The organism is Sphingomonas sp. CFBP 13714 (assembly GCF_014842205.1).
Classification (GTDB): domain Bacteria; phylum Pseudomonadota; class Alphaproteobacteria; order Sphingomonadales; family Sphingomonadaceae; genus Sphingomonas; species Sphingomonas aerolata.
In genome coordinates this window covers 193,935-219,054 of record NZ_JACYVG010000007.1, presented here as the reverse complement: position 1 = coordinate 219,054, position 25,120 = coordinate 193,935, and the positions used below count along the sequence as shown (strand labels likewise).

Annotated in this window: 19 protein-coding genes; 3 read left to right on the top strand and 16 right to left on the bottom strand. The window is 67.5% G+C overall.

Annotation, left to right across the window (positions count from 1 at the left end):
- Positions 1-223 precede the first annotated feature (223 nt).
- From IFT54_RS16540 to rpiA, 15 genes are all read right to left on the bottom strand, one after another.
- Positions 224-1,279, bottom strand: coding sequence for an AbrB family transcriptional regulator (locus IFT54_RS16540; protein ID WP_192071408.1), 1,056 nt, complete (start codon positions 1,277-1,279; stop codon positions 224-226).
- Positions 1,276-1,938 (bottom strand): hypothetical protein, encoded by a 663-nt coding sequence (locus IFT54_RS16535; protein WP_192071441.1) that lies wholly within the window; start codon positions 1,936-1,938, stop codon positions 1,276-1,278. The genes IFT54_RS16540 and IFT54_RS16535 overlap by 4 nt, the downstream gene beginning before the upstream one ends.
- Positions 1,935-3,233 carry an Hsp70 family protein gene (locus IFT54_RS16530; RefSeq protein ID WP_192071407.1) on the bottom strand — a complete coding sequence of 433 codons (1,299 nt, stop codon included), beginning with the start codon at positions 3,231-3,233 and terminating at the stop codon, positions 1,935-1,937. The genes IFT54_RS16535 and IFT54_RS16530 overlap by 4 nt, the downstream gene beginning before the upstream one ends.
- Positions 3,234-3,333: 100 nt before the next feature.
- Positions 3,334-6,594 carry a PAS domain-containing protein gene (locus IFT54_RS16525; protein WP_192071406.1) on the bottom strand — a complete coding sequence of 1,087 codons (3,261 nt, stop codon included), beginning with the start codon at positions 6,592-6,594 and terminating at the stop codon, positions 3,334-3,336.
- Between the two features lie 47 nt (positions 6,595-6,641).
- Entirely contained in the window at positions 6,642-7,124 is a 483-nt protein-coding gene (locus IFT54_RS16520) for a YaiI/YqxD family protein (RefSeq protein ID WP_192071405.1), read from the bottom strand.
- 288 nt (positions 7,125-7,412) lie between these two features.
- Positions 7,413-9,179 (bottom strand): DEAD/DEAH box helicase, encoded by a 1,767-nt coding sequence (locus IFT54_RS16515; protein ID WP_056409192.1) that lies wholly within the window; start codon positions 9,177-9,179, stop codon positions 7,413-7,415.
- Between the two features lie 57 nt (positions 9,180-9,236).
- Positions 9,237-10,409 (bottom strand): NAD(P)/FAD-dependent oxidoreductase, encoded by a 1,173-nt coding sequence (locus tag IFT54_RS16510; protein ID WP_274604165.1) that lies wholly within the window; start codon positions 10,407-10,409, stop codon positions 9,237-9,239.
- A 308-nt stretch (positions 10,410-10,717) separates the two neighbouring features.
- Positions 10,718-10,900 (bottom strand): hypothetical protein, encoded by a 183-nt coding sequence (locus IFT54_RS16505; protein ID WP_031396458.1) that lies wholly within the window; start codon positions 10,898-10,900, stop codon positions 10,718-10,720.
- A complete protein-coding gene (locus IFT54_RS16500) occupies positions 10,900-11,355 on the bottom strand; it encodes a GreA/GreB family elongation factor (RefSeq protein WP_031441771.1) in 456 nt (151 codons plus the stop codon). Before IFT54_RS16500 ends, IFT54_RS16505 begins: the two co-directional genes overlap by 1 nt.
- Before the next feature lie 4 nt (positions 11,356-11,359).
- A complete protein-coding gene (locus IFT54_RS16495) occupies positions 11,360-12,103 on the bottom strand; it encodes an HAD-IIB family hydrolase (protein ID WP_031396456.1) in 744 nt (247 codons plus the stop codon).
- Positions 12,100-12,912: a Cof-type HAD-IIB family hydrolase gene (locus IFT54_RS16490; RefSeq protein WP_192071404.1), complete on the bottom strand. Its 813-nt coding sequence runs from the start codon at positions 12,910-12,912 to the stop codon at positions 12,100-12,102. Before IFT54_RS16490 ends, IFT54_RS16495 begins: the two co-directional genes overlap by 4 nt.
- The gene (gene gnd / locus IFT54_RS16485) at positions 12,909-13,892 is read right to left on the bottom strand and encodes a phosphogluconate dehydrogenase (NAD(+)-dependent, decarboxylating) (protein WP_037528983.1); all 984 of its coding nucleotides are present in this window, start codon (positions 13,890-13,892) and stop codon (positions 12,909-12,911) included. The genes IFT54_RS16490 and gnd overlap by 4 nt, the downstream gene beginning before the upstream one ends.
- Before the next feature lie 147 nt (positions 13,893-14,039).
- Positions 14,040-15,164 (bottom strand): transaldolase, encoded by a 1,125-nt coding sequence (gene tal / locus IFT54_RS16480; RefSeq protein WP_192071403.1) that lies wholly within the window; start codon positions 15,162-15,164, stop codon positions 14,040-14,042.
- A complete protein-coding gene (gene tkt, locus IFT54_RS16475) occupies positions 15,164-17,257 on the bottom strand; it encodes a transketolase (protein WP_192071402.1) in 2,094 nt (697 codons plus the stop codon). Before tkt ends, tal begins: the two co-directional genes overlap by 1 nt.
- Positions 17,258-17,327: 70 nt before the next feature.
- Positions 17,328-18,002, bottom strand: coding sequence for a ribose-5-phosphate isomerase RpiA (gene rpiA, locus IFT54_RS16470; protein ID WP_192071401.1), 675 nt, complete (start codon positions 18,000-18,002; stop codon positions 17,328-17,330).
- A gap of 523 nt (positions 18,003-18,525) precedes the next feature.
- Between rpiA and IFT54_RS16465 the strand changes: the two genes are divergently transcribed.
- From IFT54_RS16465 to IFT54_RS16455, 3 genes are read left to right on the top strand one after another with little or no spacing between them, the layout of a single operon-like run.
- Positions 18,526-19,716, top strand: a complete 1,191-nt coding sequence (locus IFT54_RS16465; RefSeq protein WP_056679550.1) for an efflux RND transporter periplasmic adaptor subunit — start codon at positions 18,526-18,528, stop codon at positions 19,714-19,716.
- Between the two features lie 6 nt (positions 19,717-19,722).
- Positions 19,723-22,998, top strand: coding sequence for a multidrug efflux RND transporter permease subunit (locus IFT54_RS16460; protein ID WP_042467751.1), 3,276 nt, complete (start codon positions 19,723-19,725; stop codon positions 22,996-22,998).
- Complete coding sequence (locus IFT54_RS16455) at positions 22,995-24,557, top strand: efflux transporter outer membrane subunit (RefSeq protein ID WP_192071400.1); 1,563 nt, start codon at positions 22,995-22,997, stop codon at positions 24,555-24,557. Before IFT54_RS16460 ends, IFT54_RS16455 begins: the two co-directional genes overlap by 4 nt.
- 46 nt (positions 24,558-24,603) lie before the next feature.
- Here the strand turns inward: IFT54_RS16455 and IFT54_RS16450 are convergent, their stop codons facing one another.
- Positions 24,604-25,041, bottom strand: coding sequence for a phasin family protein (locus IFT54_RS16450; protein WP_236701822.1), 438 nt, complete (start codon positions 25,039-25,041; stop codon positions 24,604-24,606).
- Between the last annotated feature and the right edge of the window lie 79 nt (positions 25,042-25,120).

The window sequence follows — 25,120 nt, the reverse complement described above, 5'->3', positions numbered from 1 at the left end:
CCCGACCCCGTTCGCCCTGAGCAAAGTCGAAGGGCAGGCCGAGACTACCGGTAACGCCCCCAACTCCGTTCGCCCTGAGCGAAGTCGAAGGGCAGGCCGGGACTACCGGTAACGCCCCCAACTCCGTTCGCCCTGAGCGAAGTCGAAGGGCAGGCCGCGCGCGTAGGTGCTTCGACTTCGCTCAGCACGAACGGACGGGGGTTCGGTACGCGGGTACGGCGCGTCAGGTCGGAATGACCGGCACCACCCCGCCCTGCCGCGTCGCCACGAACCGCGCGAGCGGCGGTCCGATCAGCAGCACGCCCAGGAACCGCATCACCTGCAACGCCATCACGAACGGCACGTCGACCGGGCTCGACGCGGCGATGATCGCGACCGAATCCATCCCGCCGGGGCTCGACGCAAGATAGGCGGTGACCGGATCGATCCCCGCCCAGCGCGTCAGCGCCACCGCGATCCCGCCACAGAATGCGATCAGCAGTCCGACCGACAGCAGGATCCGCGGCATCGCCTTGCCCGCCACGCGGAGCGTATCGCGCGTGAACGACAGCCCGATCTTCCACCCGACCACCGCATAGCTGATCGCGAGCAGCCATTGCGGCAGCACCGGCTGCGCGATCCCGGTAACGTTCAACACCCCGCCCAGCACGAGCGGACCGAGCAACGCGCCCGCGGGCAGCCGCAGCTTGACGCCAAGACCCGCGCCGACTCCCGCGATTGCCACCGTCCGCAGCACCGCGACCGGATCGACGCCCACGAACCACGCCGCGGCCGGATGGTGCCCGCTCCCGCCGCCGACCATCACCGCCGCCAGCACCGAGGCGACGACCGCGACGCACACGACGCGGGTATAGGTCATCACCGCGACCAGCCGCGAGTCCGCGCCGTACGCCTGCGCCATCAACACCATCGCGCTCGCCGCGCCCGGCGTCGAACCCCATACCGCGACCGTCCCCGGCAGCACCTGCCAGCGGCTGAGCAGATAGCCGAGCACGCTGCTGGCCGCGAGCGTCGCGACATTGACTGCGAGGAACACCGGCCAGTGCTGCGCGACGGTCGCGACGATCCCGGTGGTGATCGACCCCGCGATCAGCGTCCCGACCGCCGCCTGTGCGCCGCGAAAGGCGAGGATCGGCACCCCCAGTGACCCGCCGCGCACCGCGAGCACGACCGCCGCGATCATCGGCCCGAGCAGCAGTCCGGCGGGGAGTCCGATCCATTCCAGCGCGCCCGCCACCAGCGCTGACAGCGCGACCAGCAGAGCCCAGCGCCAGATCATGCCTTCGTCGCGAACCAGATCACATGACGCGCGCCGCCCTTGCGCGTCGCGCGCGCGACGACCTCGTCGACCGCGAACCCCGCCTCGTCGAGCCGGCGGGCGAAGGGCTTGCTCGGCGCCGACGACCAGACCGCGAGCACCCCGCCCGGCCGCAGCGCCGCACGCGCCCGCGCGAGCCCCGCCGCGCCGTAGAGCCGGTCGTTGCCCGGCCGCGAAATTCCGTCGGGGCCATTGTCGACGTCGAGCAGGATCGCATCCCACGCGCCGTCCGCGATCGCCGCGGCGACATCGCCCTCGAAGATCCGCGTGCGCGGGTCGGTCAGGCTGTCGCCGTGCAACGCCGCCATCGGCCCGCGCGCCCATTCGACCACCGCGGGCACGATCTCGGCGACCGCCACCTCGGCATCGGGCCCGAGCCGCGCGAGTGCTGCACGCAGCGTGAAGCCCATGCCGAGCCCGCCGATCAGCATCCGCACACCCGGCCGCGCGCCGATCCGTTCGCACGCCTGCTCGGCCAGCGCCTCTTCCGACCCGCTCAGCCGGCTGTTCATCAGCTCGTTCGCGCCGAGCATGATCGAGAATTCCGCGCCGCGCTGGAGCAGCCGCAACTCGCCGCCGCCCGGCACCTGCGCCGTCCCGAGAAGAACCCGCGGGATCATGCCGACCACGCCGCAATATCGTCCTGCTCGCCGATCAGTGCGAGCCCGTGCGCGATCGAGGTCAGCTCGCCGCCGCTCATGATCGCCGCCTCGCCGAACCGCTCGACGAAGATCTGCCGCACCCGCGGGATTAGCGACGACCCACCGGTCAGGAACACGCGGTCGATATCGCCGCCGCCGACCTTGGCCGCCGCCAGCGCCTGATCGACCGTCGCCTCGATCCGTGCGACGTCGTCGGCGATCCAGCCCTCGAACTGCGCGCGAGTCACCTCGGCCTCGATCTCCAGCCCCGCGCCCGCAAAGTGGAAATGCGCGTCCTCGCCCTGCGACAAGGCCCGCTTCAGCGTGCCGACCGCGTCGTACAGCGGATAGCCGAGCTCGTTCTCGATCACCGCGATCATCCGCCCGATCGCATCGGGGTCGATCGCGGTCTTCTGCAACCGCTCGAGCTCGGTCATCGTCTTGCGGTTGCGCATCAGCGCGAGCCTGGACCAGTCCGCGAAATCGGCGAAATAGGCGCGCGGGATCTCGAGCTCCTTGCCGAACGACTTGTACGCGCCGCCCTTGCCCAGCATCGGCAGCACCAGCCGGTCGAGGATGCGGTAGTCGAACCGGTCGCCCGCAATGCCGATGCCCGCATGGCCGAGCGGCGTACAGCGTCGTGCCGCCCCCGGCTCGGCGACGCGCACGACCGAGAAGTCGCTCGTGCCGCCACCGAAATCGGCGACCAGGATCGTCGCGGGCTCGGTCAGCCGCGTCGCATAGCTGTACGCAGCACCAAGCGGTTCGTAGACATAATGGATCTCCGCGCCGAAGCCCTTGAACATCGCGTCGTAGCGCGTCCGCGCCAGCGCTTCGTCGGGCCGCGCGCCGGCATATTCGACCGGCCGCCCGACGACGATCCGCTGCGGCCGCGTGTCGAGTTTGCCGCCCGCATGCGCGATCAGCTTGTCGAGGAACAGCTTGCCCATCTCCTCGAAGCGATAGCGCTTGTCGAAGACCGAGGCCTGTTCGAACGTCTTCATCGCCGCGACCGACTTGAACGACTGGATGAACCGGCTGTCGAGCGGATATTCCATATATTCCGCGATCGCCCACGGCCCCGCATCGACCGCAAGCCCCTTGCCGCTGTCATCCTGCCAGAAGCAGAGCGCGGAGCGGAACACCGGGCTGGTCTCGGCGGGGGCGGCGAAGGTCACGAGTTCGGGCGTGCCGCCGGGCGTCCCGAGCGCCACGACGCTGTTGGTCGTGCCGAAGTCGAGCCCCAGTGCGGGACTCGCGGCTGGCGTTTGCATGAAGGTCTCCGGGAGCGGGTGGCGCCTGCCTATGCCGACCGGGGCCCCGGGATGGCAACCGGTAAAGTCGCGTGCGGCGCGTCTTCGCGCTCGCCCGGGGTCAGCGCGCGACCATCTCGCGGATCCGTTCGGCGAGCATGTCGAGCGCGAACGGCTTGGTGATCATCTCCATCCCCGCACCCAGAAACTCGCCGCGCACCGCCGCCTTTTCGGCATAGCCGGTGACGAACAGGATGCGCAGATCGGGGCGATGCCGCCGCGCGACCTCGGCCAGCTGGCGCCCGTCCATCCCGGGCAGGCCGACATCGCTGACCAGCAGGTCGATCCGCCGCCCGCTCTCGAGGATCGGGATCGCCGCGCGCGCGTCGCCCGCCTCCATCACACCGTAACCGAGGCTGCCGAGGATATCGACGATCAGCATCCGCACCGCGACATCGTCCTCGACCACCAGCACGCATTCGCCGTCCGCGCGCGGCAGGTCGCGGTCCGCGGTCGGCGCGCTGGCCGCCGCGGTGCCGTGGAAGCGCGGCAGGTACAGCTTGACCGTCGTGCCCTCGCCCTCCTCCGAACAGATCCGGACATGCCCGCCCGACTGGCGCGCAAAGCCATAGATCATCGACAGGCCGAGCCCGGTGCCCTGCCCGATCGGCTTGGTGGTGAAGAAGGGGTCGAACGCCTTCTCGATCACCGCCTTCGACATGCCCGTGCCAGTGTCGCTGACGCCGATCGCGACATAGTCGCCGGGCGCGAGATCGCCGATCGCCTCGGTATAGCGCGCGTCGAGATGCGTGTTCTCGGTCTCGATCGTCAGCAGCCCGCCCTTTGGCATCGCGTCGCGCGCGTTGATCGCGAGGTTAAGCAGCGCGCTTTCGAGCTGGTTGGCATCCGTCGTCACCGGCCAGGTCGCGTCCTGCCGCCGGATCTCGAGCCGCGCATTCTCGCCGAGCGTCCGTGCGAGCAGATCCTCCATATCGCCGATCAGCCGGTCGACATCGGTCGCCTTCACGTCGAGCGACTGGCGCCGCGAAAAGGCGAGCAGCCGCTGCGTCAGCCCCGCGGCACGTTGCGCGGAGACCGTCGCCGCCTCCAGATAGCGGTCGACCTTGTCCGGGCGCGGTTCGGGCACGTTGCGCCGGACCATGTCGAGTCCGCCCAGGATACCGGTGAGCATGTTGTTGAAATCATGCGCGATGCCGCCGGTCAGCTGGCCGACCGCCTCCATCTTCTGCGCCTGGCGCAGCGCATCCTCGGCGCGCGCGAGCTGTGCCTCGCGTTCCTTGTCCGCGGTGACGTCGCGCCCGACCGCGTTGATCAGCCCGTCGCCCGGCCGCGCCGCCCAGCTGATCCAGCGATAGCTGCCATCCTTGTGGGCATAGCGATTGTCGATCCGCGCGACCGCCTCGCCGCGGGCGATCCCCGCCGCGGCCAGGCCGGTATGCGCAACGTCGTCGGGGTGGAGCAGCGAGAAGAGCTGGCGTCCGACGATCTCGTCCATCGACCAGCCGAGCATGTCGGTCCAGGCGGGATTGGCGGCGACGATCGTGCCGTCGAACTCGGCGCGCAGCATGATGTCGGACGACAATTCCCACAACCGGTCGCGGTCGGCGGTCGACACCTCGACCGCTTCGGCCAGTCCCTCGTTGATCGCGCGCAGCTGGCGCTCCGCCGCCTTGCGCGTCGACTGGTCGAGGATCGCGCCGATCATCCGCGTCGGCGCGCCGTCCTCGTCGCGGATGACATAGCCGCGGTCGAGCACATCGGCATAGCGGCCGTCGGCGCAGGCGAACCGGTATTCGTCGGTCCAGTCGCTGTCCTGCCCGTAAATCACCGCATCGATGCTCGCATGGATCCGCGCGCGGTCCTCCGGATGGACCTGGTCCAGCCACCAGTCGCCGGTCGACTTCGCATCGGGCAGGACATGGCCATAGGCGCGCGTCAGCGCCTCGTTCCACAGCACCGAGTTGCTCCGCAGGTCCCAGTCCCAGATCGCGTCGTTGGTCGCACGGCTGGCGAGCCGCAGCCGCTCGCTCGTCTCGCGCAGCGCCGCCTGTGCGCGGCGATCGTCGCTCATGTCGACGACCGTCCCGACCAGTCGGATCGGACTATCGCCATCGAAGAACGCGATGCCGTGCGCGACGATATGGCGCTCGACGCCGTCGCTCTGGCCGATCGTGCGATATTCCGAATCGAACATCCGCGTGCCGCGCGGATCAAGCGCGGCGGCGACTTGCGCATCGGCAGCTGCCCGGTCGTCGGGGTGGAGATTGGCGAGGAAGGCGGACTCGTAATCGACCGGCGCGCCCGCCGGGATCCCGAACAGCGCGCGGCACCGGTCGTCCCAGCGCAGCATGCCGTCCGCCGGCCGATAGTCGAACCGCCCCAGCCGCGCGACCCGCGTCGCCAGTTCCAGCTCCTCGCGGCTTTCGGACAGCGCGACCTCGTTGCGGCGGCGCTCGCTGATGTCGTTGAACAGCACCGCGACATGGTTCAGCTCGGGCGCATCGACGCGGTAGGCATAGACCTCGAACCAGCGATCCTGCAGCGCGGAGGCGGGGTCCTCGAACCGCAGCGGCTCGCCGGTCGTCGCGACATGGCCGTACAGGTCGAACCAGCGCTGTTCCATGTCGGGCGCGACGTCGCGCATCGTCCGCCCGATCATGTCGTCGAGCCCGGTGTTGCGCGCAAACGCCCGGTTCACCTCGAGGAAGCGATAGTCGTACGGCGCACCGTCGGCGAACAGCACTTCGATCACGCAGAACCCCGCATCGATCGATTCGAACAGAGAGCGATAGCGTGCCTCGCTCGCCTTCACCGCGATCTCACCGCGCACCCGGTCGACCGCGTCCGACGTGCGCAGCGCAACGTCTTCAACGAGCGCGATATCCGCCCTGGTCCAATCGCGCGGCGTGGCCTCGTGCAGATACAGGACCGCCGCCAGCCGCCCGTCGCGGAGCAGCGGCGCGGCGATCAGCGCGCCGACGCCGGCCTGCGCCCAGCACCGCGCGGTCGCCGGATCGCGCGCGCGTGCGTCGGTCGCGCAATCGTCGACGATCACCGTGAGCCCGCGCCGCAGATCGGCGATCACGCCCGCGCCCAGTGCCGCGTCCCCGGTTTCGTCTGGCGTCGCGGCGAGGCCGGGCAGCGTCCCGTTCGACCAGTCGCCGACGCCCCGGGTCATCGCGCCGTCCGCCGACACCTCGTCATAGCCGCAGCGCGCGACGTCGAGATGCGAGCCCAGCGCCGCTGCGGCCGCCGCCATGATGTCGTCGGGTCGCGCCATCGTACGGAACAGGTCGACCAGCGCGAGCTGGAACGCCTGTCGCGCGAGCAGTTCATCACGATCGAGCAGAGGGGGACGCATAACCTATGTGTGCCCGGAGAGACCGGGGAAGTCGAGCCATGCCTGGCTCAGCCGCGCTTCAGCCGGACCAGCGCAGCGTCGAGCGCGGACAGGAAACGCGACCGGTCCGCCTTGGCAAAGGGTGCAGGGCCGCCGATCACGTCGCCGCCCGCGCGCAGATCGGCCATGATCGCGCGCGTGGCGATCGCACCGCCGATCGAGCTGGTGGTGAACGGCTTGCCGGTGTTCGCGAGCACGGTCGCCCCCGCCTTCACGCAGCGATCGGCGAGCAGGATGTCGGCGGTGATCACCACCGCCTTCGCATCGGCCTGCTCGGCGATCCAGTCGTCGGCGGCGTCGAACCCGTCGCTGACGACGACGCGGTTGACGAGCGGGTGGACGGGTATGCGGAAATGGCTGTTCGCGACGATGGTGACGGGCACCTCGTGCCGCCACGCGACCTTGTAGATCTCGTCCTTGACGGGACACGCATCGGCGTCGACGAGGATGCGGAGCGAGGGTGCGGTGGGTGCGGTGGGTGCGGTCGTCATCGGCTATCTCCCGAGTTCACCAACGTCGTCATTTTGACGAAAGTCAGGATCCAGGATCAAGCAAGACGGCGTCCGCGGCTCTGGATCCTGACTTTCGTCAGGATGACGGGGCTGAGAGGGTTCTCGGCATCGTCAGGATGAAGGAGCTAAGACGGCTCCCGGCATCGTCAGGACGCCGGCGCCGGAGGCGGCCCGCGCCCTCACCCCGTTCGCCCTGAGCGAAGTCGAAGGGCATGCCCCAAGCCGGGGTGCTTCGACGTCGCTCAGCACGAACGGAAGGCGGCAGGGTCAGCTACGCTCGCGGTTGCCGCGATACGGCGCCTTGCGCGCCGGCGCCGGACCGCCGCGCGGGGCCGCGCGGTGCAGCGTCGAGCGCGGGGCGCCCGCATTGCTGCGGCCACCGCCACCGGCATGGCGTGCGGTGCTCTCGGGCGCGCCTTGCATTGCCTCGATCGCGACGCCGCTCTCCTCTTCGCCCGCCTGCGCGGTGCGCTGGATCGCTGCCGAGAAGCGCGATGCGACGGCGCGCGGGATCTCGAACGCGGTCTCGTTCGGGCCGATGCGGATCGCACCGATCTCGGACTTGGTGATGTGCCCGCGACGGCAGATCAGCGGCAGGATCCAGCGCGGATCGGCGTTCTGGCGACGACCGATGTCCATGCGGAACCAGACGGTGTCCTCAAAGCCCGCGCGTGGACCCTGGCTGCGATCATCGCTGACCGACTGCTTGCTCTGGTCGATCAGATCCTCGGCCTGCGGCATCGTCGCGCGGTGCATGTGGACCAGCGCCGCGGCGATATCCTCAGGGGTCTTCTCGGCCATCAGGCGGGTCGCCAGCTCGCGATCCTCGTCCTCGACCTCGACCGGCTGCATCAGCATCGTGATCAGACGCTCATGGTCGTTCTTGCGGATGTCCTCGGCGGTCGGGGCGTTGACCCACTCCGCGTTGATCTTCGCACCTTTCAGCATCATGTCGACGCGACGGCGACGCGGGAACGGCACGATCAGCACGGCGGTGCCCTTCTTGCCCGCACGACCGGTACGACCCGAGCGATGCTGAAGCGTCTCGGCATCGCGTGGCAGTTCGACGTGAACGACGAGGCTGAGCGTCGGCAGATCGATGCCGCGCGCGGCGACGTCGGTCGCGACGCAGACGCGCGCACGACGGTCACGCAGGGCCTGGAGCGCGGCGTTACGCTCGTTCTGCGAATGCTCGCCCGACAGCGCGACCGCGGCGAAACCGCGCTCGACGAGGCTTGCATGCAGATGGCGGACATTGTCGCGAGTCGCGCAGAACAGCATCGCCGTTTCCGCTTCGTGGAAGCGCAGCAGGTTGATCACCGCATGCTCGATCTCGGACGGCGAGACCGTGACGGCCTGGTACGAGATGTCGCCATGACCGCGATCCTCGCCGACGGTCGAGATCCGCACCGCGTCGCGCTGGTAGCGCTTGGCGAGCGCGACGATCGGCCGCGGCATCGTCGCCGAGAACAGCAGCGTCCGGCGCTGCTCGGGCGACGCGTCGAGGATCTGCTCGAGATCCTCGCGGAAGCCCATGTCGAGCATCTCGTCGGCCTCGTCTAGCACCGCGACCTTCAGGGCCGACAGGTCGAGCGCGCCGCGCTCGAGATGGTCGCGCAGACGGCCGGGCGTGCCGACGACGATATGCGCGCCGTGTGCGAGGCTGCGACGCTCCTTCGACGCGTCCATCCCGCCGACGCAGGTCGAGATGCGCGCACCCGCCTTGGCATAGAGCCACATCAGCTCGCGGCTGACCTGCAGCGCGAGTTCGCGCGTCGGTGCGATGCAGAGCACGAGCGGCTTGTGCGGCGCCGGCAGTCGCTGGACGCCGTCCTCGCCTGCTTCACCGAGCAGTTCGCCGGCCATCGCCAGGCCGAACGCGACGGTCTTGCCCGAGCCGGTCTGCGCCGACACGACGAGATCGCGACCGACCGCATTCTCCTCGATCACATGCGCCTGGACGGGGGTGAGCGCGGTATAGCCACGCGCGGCGAGCGCTTCGGAAAGAAGCGACGGAATATTTGAAAAAGGCATGTACGTCCTAATTGGTGGCCGGCTTGACGCTACGGCAAAGCACTGGCGTGATGGTCCCTACAGGACTTGGCCCGCGGCCCACCCGCTCGCCCATGCCCATTGGAAGTTGTAGCCGCCGAGCCACCCTGTGACATCGACCGCTTCGCCGACCGCATACAGGTTTTTTACGCGTTTGGCTTCCATTGTTTGTGAAGAAAGCTCAGCAGTGCTGATTCCGCCCGCCGTCACTTCCGCCTTGGCATAGCCTTCGCTGCCATTTGGCGTGAATTGCCAGTGACTTAGCGCACGCTCCGCATCCTGCAGCCGGCGATCGGTGAGCGTCGAAATCTCCCCCGTCATCCCCAGTCGCTCGCTCAGCGTCTCCGCGAGTCGGTCGGGCAGCGTGCCCCCGAGCAGTTTGCGCAAGGTCGTGCGCGGCGTGGTGCGCTTCGCCGCGGGGAGCCAGCCGGAGTCGCGGTCGGGGACGAAATCGATGCCCACCGGCTGGCCGTGCCGCCAATAGGACGAGGCCTGCAGGATCGCCGGGCCCGACAGTCCGCGATGCGTGAACAGCGCCGCCTCGCGAAACGCGGTCTTGCCGGCCGTCGCAACGACGTCGGCGGCGACGCCCGACAGCTCGCGGAACAGGATCTCGTCGCCGCCTAGCGTCAGCGGGACGAGCGCGGGCCGCGGCTCGACCACCTTCAGCCCGAATTGCCGCGCCAGATCATAGGCAAAGCCGGTCGCGCCCATCTTCGGGATCGACGGCCCGCCGGTCGCGATCACCAGCGCGGGCGCGGTGACCGCGCGACCATCGATCGCGACGCGGTAGCCGCCATCGCCATGCTCGACCCCCGTGACCGCGCGCCCGAGCGACAGGTCGACCCGCCCCTTGTCGCATTCGTCGAGCAACATCTCGACGATCTGTTTCGCCGAGCCGTCGCAGAACAGCTGCCCCAGCGTCTTTTCGTGCCACGCGATCCCGTAGCTCTCGACGAGCGCCAGGAAATCCTGCGCGGTGTAGCGGCCGAGCGCGGACTTGGCGAAGTGCGGATTGGCGGAGATATAGCGGTCGGCGGCGGTGTGCATGTTGGTGAAATTGCACCGCCCGCCGCCCGAGATCAGGATCTTCTTCCCCGCCTGCTCGGCATGATCGACGAGCAGGATCCGCCGCCCGCGCTGCCCCGCAACCGCGGCGCACATGAGCCCGGCGGCGCCGGCGCCAAGGATGATCGCGTCGTAATCGGACAAGGTTCGCTCCGTGCGGCGCGGGGTGCCGGCCGCTGGTCAAAGGTGTTTTCCCGCGAAGGCGGGACCCAGGCTGGGCTCCCGCCTTCGCGGGAGAACAAGGCCGGATTCAGCGCGTTCGGGATCGCCCATATAGGCGCCACCGGCTCCTAACGAAAGCACCACCCCGGCGAAGGCCGGGGCCCAGTTGGGGGACGGCAATGACGCACGTCGCGCGCCGTTACCCCCACCTCTCCAACTGGACCCCGGCCTCCGCCGGGGTGGTGAATTCTTCAATCGTCATCCTGACGAAAATCAGGACAACGGAAAAATCAGCGCAGCTTCGCGATATTCAGCGAATCTTCCTTCGCGCGCGTCTTCACCGATTCCTCGCTCCGCGTCAGCGCCTTGGCGATCGCCTTCAGCGCCATGCCCTTCTTGGCGAGCGTGTGCAGCTTCTGGATCTCGTCCTGGGTCCAGGGCTGGCGGTGCCGTTCGAATTTCGCCTCGGCCATTATGCGATCTCCACTATCTCGATCGCATCCGCCTTGCCGGCAAACGCCACCGTCTCGCCCACCGCGGCGCCCATCAGCGCGCGCGCGAGCGGGGCGGAGAAAGCGAGGCGATCCTCGCCCGGCTCCGCCTCGTCACCGCCGACGATCGCGATCGTCCGCTCCGCGCCATTCATCCGCACGCGCACCGACGATCCGATTCCGACCTCACCCTCTTCGGGCTCGGGCGCGAGTTCGGCGGTCGTCTGGCGCGTGTGCCAGTAGCGCAGGTCGCGCAGCAGGACCTTCCGCGCTTCCTCGTCCGTCTCGGCCGCCACTGCCGCCTCGATCGTCTCGACGCGCTCGCCGATCAGCGCAAGGCCGCGCGCCGTGACCAGATTGGGCCCCGGCGCGATTGGCTGTTCGAACTTCGGCTCAAGATGCTCCTCGTCGCTTTCACGGCGAAACGCGACGCTCATGCGCTTACTTCAGGCATGCGACGATCCCGGCGATCGCCGCCAGCGTGCCGTCGACATTCTTCACCTTCACGACGTCGAGCCCGAGCTGCTCGGCTGGATAGTCGTTGCCGCCCGGGAAGATCGCGTCGCCGATGAACATCATCTTGTCGAGCGCGATGCCGCTCGCCTCGTTGAGCTTCTTCAGGCCATACGCCTTGTCGACACCTTCGCGCGTGATGTCGATCGAGGTCGCGCCGCCCATGTTGATCGACAGACCCGGCAGACGCTGGCGCAGATCGGCCTGGATCACCTTGCGCTTGGCGAAATCGGGATCCCAGCTGTGTTTGGCGTCGATCGGTGCTTCCTGGCCGAGCGCGGAGAAGGTGATCTGGCTGCCGCGATCCTCGATCCGCTCACCCCAGGTCTGCTCGGGGACGAACCCGGTCGCCTCGAGCGACTCGTCGAACGCCTTCAGGATCTTCTGCTTCTCGTCTTCCTCGAACAGCTCGGCATAGACCGCACGCCAGGCGTCGTCGAACCGGTACAGCTTGGTGCCGGTCGTCGGCATCAGCCACAACTTGGTGCGATCAGCGCGCTCGGGCAGGCGGCTCGCGACCTGCTTTTCGAACTGCGGCCAGTCGCCACCCGAGATCACCGCGACATGCGCGACGTCGAGCAGGTCCGCGAGCGCCTCGCCCATCGGCTCCTGCAAGGGCTGCTTGCTTTCGGCCAGCGTTCCGTCGAGGTCAAAGGCAACCAACTCTTTCATGCGGAAACTCCAGTCAGGATAAATGTATCGATCGCGTGCGCGACGCCATCGGCATCGTTCGCGGTGGTAATCTCGTGCGCGACGTCGCGGACGGACTGCGGCGCATTGCCCATCGCGATCGCCAGCCTGGCCCGCTTGAGCATCGCGATGTCGTTCGCCTGGTCGCCGATCGCCGCGGTCTGCGTCAGGCTGATGCCGAACGCGTCCGCGAGTTCCTCGATCCCGCTGCCCTTGTTGCCCGCCACGGGCGTGATGTCGAGATAATAGGTCTGGCTCTGGACGATCGTCGCCTGCGCGTCGAACTTCGCCGCGACCTTGGCGTGCAGGTCGCGCAGCAGATCCTCGTCGTCGCTGACGAACGTCACCTTGTCCGCCTTGCCGAGCAGCTCGGTGAAGTCGGCGACGATCACCGGATCCTGCGCGGAGGCCTTGCGCTCGCTGTCGACATGGCTGCCCTGGTCGGTGCTGGCATACCAGATGTCGTCGGCGAAGATCCAGGTGTCGACCGCCGCGTCACCGATGATCTCCATCGCGCCGCGCACGACGTCGATATCGACCATGTGGTGCTCGATCACGGTCCCGTCGCGCTTGAACACGATCCCGCCGTTGAACGCGCCCATCGGCTCGTCGATGCCGAGCAGTTCGGCGATCGGCATCATGCCCGATCGCGGCCGCGCGCTGATGATCGTGAAGCCCAGCCCCGCCGCCTTCAGCCGCCTGACCGCATCGACGGTCGCGGGTGCGACCTTCTTGTCCTTGTCGACGAGCGTGCCGTCGACGTCGGACACGAGCAGCTTGATGTCGTTCACTGAGGCATCTCGACATGCCCGCCAAAGCCGAAGCGCATCGCCGACAACAGCTTGTCGCCGAACGTATGGTCGACCCGGCTGCGATAGCGTGCGTAGAGCGCGGCGCTCAGCACGTTGGCGGGCACCTTCTCCTCCATCGCCGCGTCGATCGTCCACTGGCCCTCGCCCGAATCCGCGACGCTGCCGCTGAACCCCTCGAGCGTGCCGTCCTTGGCCAGCGCGATCGCCGACAGGTCGAGCAGCCACGACGAGATCACGCTGCCGCGACGCCACACCTCGGCGACGTCGGTCAGGTTGATGTCGAAGCGCTGGTCCTCGGCGACATGCTCGCCCGACTTGCCCTTGAGGATGTCGAAGCCCTCGGCATAGGCCTGCATCAGGCCGTATTCGATGCCGTTATGGACCATCTTGACGAAATGCCCGGCACCCGGAGGGCCGGCGTGGATATAGCCCTTTTCCGCACGCGGATCGGCCTGCCCCTCGATGCGGCCCGGCGTGCGGACGATCTCGCCCATGCCCGGTGCCAGCGTGTCGAAGATCGGATCGAGATAATCGACCGTCTCTGTCTCGCCGCCGATCATCATGCAATAGCCGCGCTCGAGGCCCCAGACGCCGCCCGACGTGCCGACGTCGACATAGCGGATGCCCTTTTCGGCGAGCTCCTTCGCGCGGCGGACGTCGTCCTTGTAGAAGCTGTTGCCGCCGTCGATGATGATGTCGCCCTCGGCGGCCTTTTCGGCGATCGCCTGCACGGTCTGCTCGGTCGGCTCGCCTGCGGGCACCATCACCCACCAGATCGCCGGCGTGTCGAGCTTGCCGCGCATGTCGTCGAGCGAGTCCGCACCGATCGCACCATCCGCCGCGAGCTTCTTCACCGCCTCCGCATCGCGATCGAACGCGACGACCTCATGGCCGTTCTTCATCAACCGGCGCGCGATATTGCCGCCCATCCGGCCGAGGCCGATCAGTCCGATCTTCATGATTCACTCCGCGCTTTCGCTGGAAAATACCTGCCGTTCGTCCCGAGTAGACGTCGAGCGTGTCGAGACGACGTATCGAGGGACATGTACCTCGATACGGTCTCTCGGCTTCGCTCGATCCCTACTCGGCACGAGCGGGAACGTGTCTTACGCCGTTGCCGGCTGCTTCTTCGCGATCGACCCGAGAAGGTCGTCGAACGCCTTCACGAACGACGCGACGCCCTCTTCGACCAGCGTGCCGGTCACGCCGGCCAGGTCGAGGCCCAGCCGCTCGGCTTCCGCCAGCACATGCTTCGCGCCGTCGACATCCGCGGTGATCGTCTCCGCCGCGGTGCCATGGTCGCGAAACGCGTCCATCGTCTTTGGCGGCATCGTGTTGACCGTGTCACGGCCGATCAGCGTGTCGATGTAGAGCGTGTCCGGATAGCTCGGATCCTTGACCCCGGTCGACGCCCACAACAGCCGCTGCGGCTGGGCGCCCTTGGCGGCGAGCGCCTGCCAGCGATCCGACTTCAGGAACTCGAGATACCATTGATACGCCATCTTCGCGTTGGCGATCGCGACCTTGCCGCGCACCGCCTTCAGCGCATCCGCCTCGGCATCACCCTTTTCGAGCCTTGCATCGATCTGCTTGTCGATCATCGTATCGATCCGGCTGACGAAGAAGCTCGCGACGCTGGCGATCTTGTCGATCGGCTTGCCCTCGGCCACGCGCTTCTCGAGTCCCGCGGCATAGGCCTCGGCGACGCGGACATAGGCGTCGATCGAGAACAGCAAGGTCACGTTGACGTTGATCCCTTCCGAGATCGCGGTCGAGATCGCCGGGCCGCCCGCGAGCGTCCCCGGGATCTTGATCATCAGGTTCGGCCGGTCGACCGCCGTCCACAGCTTGCGCGCCTCGGCGATCGTCGCGTCGGTATCGTCCGAGATATAGGGCGACACTTCGAGGCTGACATAGCCGTCCTTCGCGTCGAGCCGGTCGTACACGGGCTTCAGCGTCTCCGCCGCCGCCTTGATGTCCTGGATCGCGAGATGCTCGTAGCGGTCGATCGTCGCCGCGCCGGGATTCTCCTCGTCGAACTTGGCGAGCGTCGAGTCATAGGCCTCGCCGTGGCCCATCGCCTTTTCGAAGATCGACGGGTTGGACGTGACACCGGTCAGCCCGTCCTCATCGACCAGCTTCTGGAGACCACCGGCCTCCAGGAACTTCCGGTCGACGAAATCGAGCCATACCGCCTGGCCGAAGCCTTCGAGTTCGTTGAGCGCACCCATCACTTGGTCTCCATAACCTGGCGGGCAACCTTGACGACATTGTCGACGGTGAACCCGAACTTGTCCTGCAGTTTGGCGAGCGGTGCCGAGGCACCGAAGGTCGACATCGTCACGGTCGCGCCGTCGAGCCCGACATAGCGGTCCCAGCCGATCGACCCGGCCATCTCGATCGCGACGCGGGCGCGCACGCCCCGCGGCAATACGCTTTCCTTGTAGGCGGCGTCCTGCAGTTCGTAGCGATACCAGCTCGGCATCGACACGACCCGGCTCTTCACGCCGTCCGCGACCAGCTTCTCATGCGCGTCGACCGCGAGCGACACTTCGCTGCCCGTCGCAATCAGGATCACGTCGGGCGTGCCGTCACAGTCCGCAAGGACGTAGCCGCCCTGCTCGACGCCATCCGCGCTCGCATATTTGGTCCGGTCGAGCGTCGGCAAAGCCTGGCGCGACAGGATCAGCGCGGCGGGCGTGCTGGCATCCTTCAGGACCGCCTTCCATGCCGCGACGACCTCGTTCGCGTCGCTCGGGCGGATCGTGTCGAGACCCGGGATCGCACGCAGCGTCGCCAGATGCTCGATCGGCTGATGCGTCGGGCCATCCTCGCCGACGCCGATCGAATCATGCGTGAACACCCAGACCGCGCCGACCTCCATGATCGCCGACAGGCGCACCGGTGCGCGCATGTAATCGACGAAGACGAGGAAGGTGGAGCCGTAGGAGCGCAGATGCGACAGCGCCATGCCGTTGACGATCGCACCCATGCCATGTTCGCGAATGCCGAAATGGAAGTTGCGGCCGGCATAGTTGTTCGCCTCGAACGAGGGCTGGCCCTTGATGTCGGTCTTGGTCGAGGGCGCGAGATCCGCCGAGCCGCCGATCAGCCACGGCACCTTGGCGGCGATCGCATTGAGCACCTTGCCGCCCGAATCACGGCTGGCGACACCCTTGGGATCGGCCTCGAACACCGGAATGTCCGCATCCCAGCCCTCGGGCAGCTCATCCTTGAGCAGCAGGTCGAGTTCGGCCGACAGCTCGGGATATGCATCCCGATATTTGTCGGTCAGCGCGACCCATTCGTCGCGCAGCTTCGCGCCACGCTCTGCGATCGCACCGTTGAAATGCTCGATTACGCCGTCCGGAACGTAGAAGGACTTGTCCTCGGGCCAGCCATAGGCCTGCTTGGTGAGGCGGATATTCTCGTCGCCGAGCGGCTCGCCATGCGCCTTCTCACTGCCCGCCTTGGGGCTGCCGTAACCGATCACCGAATGCACGACGATGAAGGTCGGCTTGTCGGTGGTCGCCTTGAACGTCTCGATCGCACGGCTCAGCGCCGCGGTGTCGTTGGCGTCGTCGACATGGATGACGTTCCAGCCGTAAGCGTCGAAGCGCAGGCCGACATCCTCGTCGAACGCGAGATCGGTCGCGCCCTCGATCGAGATGTGGTTGCTGTCGTAGATCCAGCACAGATTGCTGAGCTTCAGATGCCCGGCCATGCTCGCCGCTTCGGCCGAGACGCCCTCCATCATGTCGCCGTCACCACAGATGGTGTAGACGTCATGGTCGAACAGCGTGAAGCCGTCCTTGTTGTAGCGCGCCGCGAGCCAGCGCTCGGCGATCGCCATGCCGACCGAATTGCCGCAACCCTGGCCGAGCGGACCGGTCGTGGTCTCGACACCCGTGGTGTGGCGATATTCGGGGTGGCCCGGGGTCTTGGACGAGAGCTGGCGGAACTGCCGGATGTCCTCGAGGCTGACCGCCTCCTTGCCGCTCTTCTCGCCGTCCGCGCTGATTTCCTCGATCTTGGCGAGGTGGATCAGCGCATAGAGCAGCATCGACGCATGGCCGACCGACAGCACGAACCGGTCACGATTGGGCCAGTCGGCGTGCTTGGGATCGTAGCGCAGGAATTTCGACCAGAGCGTGTAGCCGACCGGCGCGAGCGCCATCGGCGTGCCGGGATGGCCCGAATTGGCCTTCTGCACCGCGTCCATCGACAGCGTGCGGATCGTATCGATCGTCAGACGCTCGGGCGAACCGTCCTCGTGCAGGTTCGGATCCGCCTTCGTCGTGGGGGCGGTTGCGGTATCGGTCATGAAAGAAAGCCTCGCTCTAGACGGTGACCGAACGCCGCGCATCCGATCTGGTTGCCAACATAGGATGCCTTTAGGCGGATGCACCCGAGCGTTCCAGTCGCGTAACGACGCCTTTCGATGCAATATACGCGGCATCGACCTCGTCGAGGAACAATCCGTGGCCCAGCACGCCCGGAATCGCCGCCAGCACCGCAGCGAGCGCGTGCGGGTCGTCGAGTGCCGGAAATTGGCAATCCGCGACAAGATTGTCCTGATCCGTCCGATAGTTGGGGCGAATCACCGGCGCTCCGCCAAGGTCGCTCAGCACGCGCATCACATAGCCTCGCGCGAAGGGCAGCAGCTCGACGGGCAGCTTCGCCGCACCGATCCGTTCGACCCGCTTCGATCCGTCCGCAATCACGACCATCCGTGCCGAGCTTGCGGCGACGATCTTCTCGCGCAGCATCGCCCCGCCCGCGCCCTTGATCGCGAAACAGCGCGCATCGATCTCGTCCGCGCCGTCGATCGTCAGGTCGACCTGCGCGATATCGGCAAAGTCGAGCACCGCAATACCCACCTGCCGCGCCAGCATGCCGCTCGCCTCGGACGTGACGACCGCGCGGACGTCGAGCCCCGCCGCGACCCGCTCGCCCAGCGCGCGGATCGCGAACGCCGCGGTCGACCCGGTACCCAGCCCGACCAGCATCCCGTCCCGAACCTCCGCCACCGCCGCCACCGCCGCCGCCTGCTTGTCGTTATCGATCATGTGTTGCGCCTTTTCAAATCAACTGCCCCCGATCCAATCCAACCGCCCCCGTCCCTCCCGTTCGCCCCTCCCGTTCGCCCGCCCCCCTCCCGTTCGCCCTGAGCGAAGTCGAAGGGCATGCCCCAGGAGAAGGTGCTTCGACTTCGCTCAGCACGAACGGGGGGGGACGGACGGGTTTGGGAATACGAACGGATCAGGAGAACGAACCGCCTCGAGGAATCATCCTAACAGCCCCCCAAAGCCCCCGTCATCCTGACGAAAGTCAGGATCCAGAACCACCAACGATCCCCTCGCGACCCCGGATCCCGACCTTCGCCAACACAACCGACCGCAAAAAACCCCACCACGGAAACACCACAAAACACCCCCACCAACAAACCAGGTTACTCTTTCTTCCCTATTTTTCGCGTCCGCTTTTCAACTGACATACTTCTGGTACATCCGCATGGTTTAGCCGGCCCTCATCTGATCGCGGATACCCCACTTGATAGCCAAACGACTTACCCCTTGGCGCTACGCCGTGATGGCACCCGCGCTGATCGGCCTCGCGGCCTGTTCCGGTGGCGGCGGCGATGCCGCAAAAGGCAAGGGCAAGGGCGGTCAGCCGGGTCAGGGCACCCCCACCGTCGGCTATGTCGTCATCCAGCCGTCGAGCGTCGCGATGACCACCGAGCTGAGCGGCCGCACGACCGCGTTCGAAAGCTCGGACGTCCGGCCCCAGGTGACCGGGATCATCCGTCGCCGCTTCTTCACCGAAGGCACGCTCGTCAAGAAGGGCCAGCCGCTCTACGAGATCGACCCGCGTCTCTACCGCGCCGCCGCCAACGAGGCGCAGGCCAATCTGCAGAGCGCGCGCGCCAATGCCGAGGCGCAGGGCATCCTTGCGCAGCGCTACAAGCCGCTCGCCGAGATGGAGGCGATCAGCAAGCAGGACTATACCAACGCGATCGCGACCTCGCGCCAGGCGACCGCCTCGGTCGCACAGACCCGCGCCGCGCTCGAGACCGCGCAGATCAACCTGAAGTTCACGACCGTCCCCGCGCCGATCACCGGGCGGATCGGCCGCTCGCTGTTCACCGTCGGCGCGCTCGTCTCCGCGACGCAGACCGATCCGCTGTCGCAGATCCAGCGGCTCGACCCGATCTTCGTCGACATCCAGCAAGCCTCGGGCGACCTGCTCGCGCTGCGCCGCTCGCTCGGCCAGAACGGCATCGTCCCGACCCGCGCCGAGGTCCGCCTCAAGCTCGAGGATGGCAGCGATTACGGCGCGACCGGCTCGGTCGAATTCGCCGAAGCGCTGGTCAACACCGAGACCGGCACGGTGACGCTGCGCGCGCGCTTCCCCAATCCCCAGGGGCTGTTGCTGCCCGGCATGTTCGTCCAGGCGAAGTTCGCGCAGGCGATCAACCAGCGCGCCTTCCTGGTGCCGCAAGCGGGCGTCGCGCGCGACGCGAAGGGCAATGCGACCGTCTATGTCGTCAGCGCCGACAACAAGGCGGTGCAGAAGACCATCAAGGCCGACCGGACGCAGGGCCCCTATTGGGTCGTCACCAGCGGGCTCAACCCCGGCGACCGGATCATCACGCAGGGGCTGTCGAAGATCGCCCCCAATCAGAGCGTGAAGCCGGTCCCCGAAAACACCGCGCAAAAGATCGAAGCGCCCAAGGGCGACTCCTCGGGTGGCGATAAGGCCAGCCAGAAAAAGGCCGGCTAGACCCTTATGTTATCCCGTGTCTTCATCGATCGCCCGATCTTTGCCTGGGTGCTCGCGATCATCGTGATGCTCGGCGGCATCGGCGCGATCATGAGCCTGCCGATCGCGCAATATCCCGACGTCGCGCCGCCACAGGTCACGATCCGCGCGACCTTCCCGGGCGCCAACGCGCAGACGATCCAGAACAGCGTGACGCAGGTCGTCGAACAGTCGCTGACCGGGATCGACGGGCTGATCTATTTCAGCTCGTCCTCGTCGTCGCGCGGCTCGGTGACGGTCACGGTCACGTTCGAAAAGGGCACCGATCCCGACATTGCGCAGGTCCAGGTGCAGAACCAGGTCCAGCAGACACTATCACGCCTGCCCACCCAGGTGCAGCAGCAGGGCCTCGTCGTCCGCAAGTCGAACCCGGACAACCTCCTGATCGTCGGCGTCTATGACGAGACCGACAAGCTGACCAACCAGGACGTCTCGGACTATCTCGTCTCGAACCTCCAGGATCCGCTCGGCCGTATTCCCGGCATCGGCGACAGCAACGTCTTCGGCGCGCAGTATGCGATGCGGATCTGGCTCGACCCGAACAAGCTGGCGAGTTTCCAGCTGATCCCGAGCGACGTGACGACCGCGATCCAGGCGCAGAATACCGAGGTCGCGGCCGGCGAACTCGGCGGCCAGCCCCAGCCCGACACGCAGATGCTCAACGCGACCGTGACCGCGCAGTCGCGTCTCCAGACACCCGAACAATTCGCCAACATCATCCTGAAGACGACCAACACCAGCGCGACGGTCAAGCTGCGCGACGTCGCGCGGATCGAACTGGGCGCCGAAAACTACAACGCGCGCAGCCGCGTCAACGCGCATCCGGGCGCGGGCATCGCGGTGCTGCTGGCCCCCGGCGCCGACGCGCTCAAGACCGCCGAGCTGGTCAAGGCCTATGTCGAGAAGTCCGCCAAGAGCTTCCCGCCCGGCCTCAAATTCGCTTACGCCAACGACACGACCAACTTCATCAAGCTGTCGATCGAGGAGGTCATCAAGACGCTGATCGAGGCGGTCATCCTCGTCGTCATCGTCATGTTCGTGTTCCTGCAGAGCTGGCGCGCGACGCTGATCCCGACGATCGCGGTGCCGGTCGTGCTGCTCGGCACGTTCGGCGTCTTCTATCTCGCGGGCTTCTCGATCAACACGCTCACGCTGTTCGGGCTCGTGCTCGCGATCGGCCTGCTCGTCGACGACGCGATCGTCGTCGTCGAGAATGTCGAGCGCCTGATGGAGGAAAATCCCGACATGTCGCCGCGCGAGGCGACGATCGAGTCGATGAACGAGATCACTGTCGCACTCGTCGCGATCGCGCTGGTGTTGTCCGCGGTGTTCCTACCGATGGCGTTCTTCGGCGGGTCGACCGGCGTAATCTACCGCCAGTTCTCGCTGACGATGGTGTCGGCGATGGTCCTGTCGGTGCTCGTCGCGCTGATCCTGTCGCCGGCGCTGACCGCGACGTTGCTCAAGCAGAAGAAGAAGGATGCCGACGGCAATCCCGAACAGAGCTGGGGCGAGCGCAAATTTCCGAAGGTCGCGCATTTTTTCACGCGCGCGGGCGACAAGTTCAACGACACGTTCGAAAAGGGTACCAGGAAATACGTCGGCGCCGTCCAGTCGGTGGTCAATCGCAAATGGCTGTTCCTGCTGATCTATGCCGCGGTCGTCGCGCTGCTCGCGGTGATGTTCCTCCGTCTGCCCACGGGCTTCCTGCCGACCGAGGACCAGGGCACCGGCATCGTCCAGTTCCAGCTGCCCGCGGGCGCGACGCAAGGGCGCACCTTCGCGCTGCAGAAGCAGATCGAGAAATATTACTTCACCAACGAGAAGGCCAATGTGAGCACGATGTTCACCGTCAGCGGCGGCGGTGGCGGTGGTGCGAGCGGGCAGAATACCGGCCAGGGCTTCGTTTCGTTCGCGCCGTGGGAAAACCGTGAGGGCAAGGAAAACACCGCCGAGGCGATCACCGGCCGCGCGGCCCAGGCGTTCGCGGGTTTCCGCGATGCGCAGGTCTATTCGCTCGTCCCGCCGGCGATCCGTGGTCTCGGCTCGTCGAACGGCTTCACGATGCAGCTGCAGAACAGCGGCAGCCTGAGCCAGACCGAATTCAACGCCGCGCGCGACAAGCTGCTCGCGCTCGCCCGCGCCGATTCCTCGCTGACCGCGATCCGCCTGACCGAATTGCCCGACGTCGCGACGCTGCGCGTCGATGCCGACCAGCAGAAGCTCTCGACGCTCGGGCTGACCCAGGCGAACGTGAACTCGACGCTGTCGACCGCCTGGGGTGGCCAGTATGTCAACGACTTCATCGACCGCGGCCGCGTCAAGCGCGTCTATGTCCAGGGCGACGCGCAGTTCCGCGCCGCGCCCTCGGACCTGAGCCAGTGGTTCGTCCGCGGATCGAACGGCCAGATGGCGCCCTTCTCCTCGTTCGCGCGGACCAGCTGGTCGCAGGCACCGACGACGCTGTCGCGGTTCAACGGCATCTCGTCCTACGAGATCCAGGGCTCGGGCGCGGCGGGCGTCAGCTCGGGCGACGCGATGACCCGGATCGCCGAGCTGGCCGGGAAAATCCCCGGCACCTCGGTCGCGTGGTCCGGCCTGTCCTATCAGGAACGCCTGTCGTCGGGTCAGGCGCCGATCCTCTACGGGCTGTCGCTGCTCGTCGTCTTCCTGTGCCTCGCCGCGCTCTATGAAAGCTGGTCGATCCCGATCGCGGTGCTGCTCGTCATCCCCTTGGGCCTCGTCGGCGCGATCCTCGCGGTGACGCTGCGCGGGCTCATCAACGACGTGTATCTCCAGATCGGGCTGCTCACGACGATGGGGCTCGCGGCGAAGAACGCGATCCTGATGATCGAGTTCGCGGAGCAGGAAGAGCGCAAGGGCAAGCGCGTCATCGAGGCTGCGCTGTCCGCCGCCAAGATCCGTCTTCGCCCGATCCTGATGACGTCGTTCGCGTTCATCCTCGGCGTGTTGCCGCTCGCGCTGTCGACCGGTGCGGGCGCGAACAGCCGCATCGCGATCGGCACCGCGGTGGTCGGCGGGATGCTGACCGCGACCCTGCTCGCGATCTTCTACATCCCGCTGTTCTTCGTGCTCGTCCGCCGCGGCGCGCGCGACGGCATCGCCAAGCTGCGTGGTCGCCCGACCGGCTTCCACGGCGGCGAGGACGACCATGACGGTCGCGATTCCGAAAAGCTCGGCCCTCCCGAACAACCAGGCCCCCACCGGCCGGAGCCCGCATGATGCGTTCGCCACTCCTGATCCTCGCCGCGTCGACCGCGCTCGCGGGCTGCTCGCTCGCCCCCAAATATGTCCGGCCCGAGCTGCCGACGCCGGTGTCCTGGCCGGTCGGCGACGCCTATCTGCGTCAGTCCGAGGCGGCGCTGCCGGCCTTCACCTACCGCGACGTGTTCCGGGACCCGCGGCTCCAGCAGATCATCGTCCAGGCGCTCGCGAACAACCGCGACCTGCGCGTCGCCGCCGCGAACATCGCCGCGACCCGCGCGCAATATCGCATCCAGCGCGCCGACCTGCTCCCCCAGATCGATGCGAGCGGCCGCTACAGCTATTCGGGCGGCGGCAATGGCGCGCGCAGCACCGCGACGAGCAACACGGGCACAGGCACGGGCACGGGCGGCACAGGGACCGGGACAGGTACCGGCACGGGGACCGGCGGCACCGGCACGGGCGGGACCGTCGTCAGCTCGTCCAGCTCGAACAGCGCCTTCTCGGTCGACCTCGGCACCACCGCGTTCGAGCTCGACCTGTTCGGCCGCATCCGCTCGCTCACCGGTGCCGCACTCAACCGCTATTTCGAGACCGAGGCCGCCGCGCGCGCGACCCGGCTGACGCTGGTCGGCGACATCGCCGACGCGTGGCTGACCTATGCCTCCGACCAGAGCCTGCTCAAGATCGCGCAGGACACCGTCGCCAGCTCGCAGCGCAGCGTCACGCTCACCCAGGCGCGGCTCCGCGGCGGCGTCGCGCCGCGCACCGACCTGCGCCAGGCCCAGCAGATCCTGTTCACCGCGGAATCCGACCTCGCGACCCAGAAGACTGCACTCGCGCAGGACATCAACGCGCTGCAACTGCTCGTCGGTGCGCCGGTCGACGCCGCGCTGCTGCCCGCCTCGATCGAGCAGGCGCTGCCGACCGTCGCCACCCTGCCCGCGGGCCTCGACAGCGGCATCCTGCTCCGCCGCCCCGACGTCGTTCAGGCGGAATATGAGCTGCGTGCGACCAATGCCGAGATCGGCGCGGCGCGCGCCGAGCTGTTCCCGCGCGTCTCGCTCACCGGCCTGCTCGGCTTTGCCAGCAGCGCGCTGACCTCGCTGTTTTCGGGCGGCGCGTTCAACTATTCGGTCGCGCCCTCGATCAGCTACCCGATCTTCCGCGCCGGCGCGGGCGTCGCCAATGTCGAATACACGAAGGCGCAGCGCGACGCCGCGCTCGCGACCTACGAGAAATCGATCCAGACCGCGTTCCAGGAAACCGCCGACGCGCTCGCGCGCCAGGGGACGATCGCCGATCAGCTCGCCGCCAACGTCAATTTCGCCGCGGCGGCGCAGGACACCTATCGCCTGTCCGACGCGCGCTATCGCGGCGGCATCGACACCTTCCTCAGCTCGCTCGACGCGCAGCGCTCGCTCTACACCGCGCAGCGCAACCTCGTCGCGACGCAGCTCATCGGCGCGAGCAACCGGGTCACGCTCTACCGCGTGCTCGGCGGCGACTCGACGCTCGAGGCGACCGGCAACGGACCGCGCCCGGTCACCGCCACCGGCGCACCACGCGCCGAATAGGCCGGTCGCGCCGGGCCGATCCGGTCGGCCCGGCGCGGGTCGATGATCAGCCGCCCTTCATCGGCGTGACCGCGTCGCGCCCGAACCGCATGATCAGCTCGCCGATCTCGCGCGCCTGGCTCATGCTGCGCTCGCTCTGTGTCCGCAGATAGTCGCTCTGGATCTTCATCACGTCTGTCAGGTCCTTGGCGGACGCCGCTTCGCGCATCGCCGCGAACGCCTCACGCGTGTTCTGTTCGGCCTGGTCGATCATCTTCGCGCCGATCGTCGACCCGTTCTCCGCCATCTTGCGTCCCGATTCCTTCAGCGCCTCGCCCGCGCGCTTGGCGGGTTCACCGAAATGATCCGAAAACGCGGCCTGCGCGCTCTGCGCATCCGCCTGCATCCGGTCGGTCGCAGTCTTCGCCGCACCCGCGGCCTGATCGGTCGCGGCCTTTGCCCGATCAGCACCCTTGTCGATCGCGGCTTTGACATCGTCTGACATATTTACGGTCCTCTCCATTCCGGCGTGCTTGCTGCATCGACCTTCGACGGGCCCGAAGCATAACCGGTTGTGGCCCGGT

Bases quoted from the DNA above. Each gene is read 5' to 3' on its own strand.
- tkt (WP_192071402.1), bottom strand. From the start codon at position 17,257: ATGACCGATACCGCAACCGCCCCCACGACGAAGGCGGATCCGAACCTG.
- IFT54_RS16460 (WP_042467751.1), top strand. From the start codon at position 19,723: ATGTTATCCCGTGTCTTCATCGATCGCCCGATCTTTGCCTGGGTGCTC.
- IFT54_RS16515 (WP_056409192.1), bottom strand. From the start codon at position 9,179: ATGCCTTTTTCAAATATTCCGTCGCTTCTTTCCGAAGCGCTCGCCGCG.
- rpiA (WP_192071401.1), bottom strand. From the start codon at position 18,002: ATGATCGATAACGACAAGCAGGCGGCGGCGGTGGCGGCGGTGGCGGAG.
- IFT54_RS16455 (WP_192071400.1), top strand. From the start codon at position 22,995: ATGATGCGTTCGCCACTCCTGATCCTCGCCGCGTCGACCGCGCTCGCG.
- gnd (WP_037528983.1), bottom strand. From the start codon at position 13,892: ATGAAGATCGGACTGATCGGCCTCGGCCGGATGGGCGGCAATATCGCG.
- IFT54_RS16525 (WP_192071406.1), bottom strand. From the start codon at position 6,594: ATGCGTCCCCCTCTGCTCGATCGTGATGAACTGCTCGCGCGACAGGCG.
- IFT54_RS16540 (WP_192071408.1), bottom strand. From the start codon at position 1,279: ATGATCTGGCGCTGGGCTCTGCTGGTCGCGCTGTCAGCGCTGGTGGCG.
- IFT54_RS16495 (WP_031396456.1), bottom strand. From the start codon at position 12,103: ATGAAAGAGTTGGTTGCCTTTGACCTCGACGGAACGCTGGCCGAAAGC.
- IFT54_RS16500 (WP_031441771.1), bottom strand. From the start codon at position 11,355: ATGAGCGTCGCGTTTCGCCGTGAAAGCGACGAGGAGCATCTTGAGCCG.
- IFT54_RS16465 (WP_056679550.1), top strand. From the start codon at position 18,526: ATGGCACCCGCGCTGATCGGCCTCGCGGCCTGTTCCGGTGGCGGCGGC.
- IFT54_RS16530 (WP_192071407.1), bottom strand. From the start codon at position 3,233: ATGCAAACGCCAGCCGCGAGTCCCGCACTGGGGCTCGACTTCGGCACG.
- tal (WP_192071403.1), bottom strand. From the start codon at position 15,164: ATGGGTGCGCTCAACGAACTCGAAGGCTTCGGCCAGGCGGTATGGCTC.
- IFT54_RS16520 (WP_192071405.1), bottom strand. From the start codon at position 7,124: ATGACGACCGCACCCACCGCACCCACCGCACCCTCGCTCCGCATCCTC.
- IFT54_RS16535 (WP_192071441.1), bottom strand. From the start codon at position 1,938: ATGATCCCGCGGGTTCTTCTCGGGACGGCGCAGGTGCCGGGCGGCGGC.
- IFT54_RS16450 (WP_236701822.1), bottom strand. From the start codon at position 25,041: ATGTCAGACGATGTCAAAGCCGCGATCGACAAGGGTGCTGATCGGGCA.
- IFT54_RS16505 (WP_031396458.1), bottom strand. From the start codon at position 10,900: ATGGCCGAGGCGAAATTCGAACGGCACCGCCAGCCCTGGACCCAGGAC.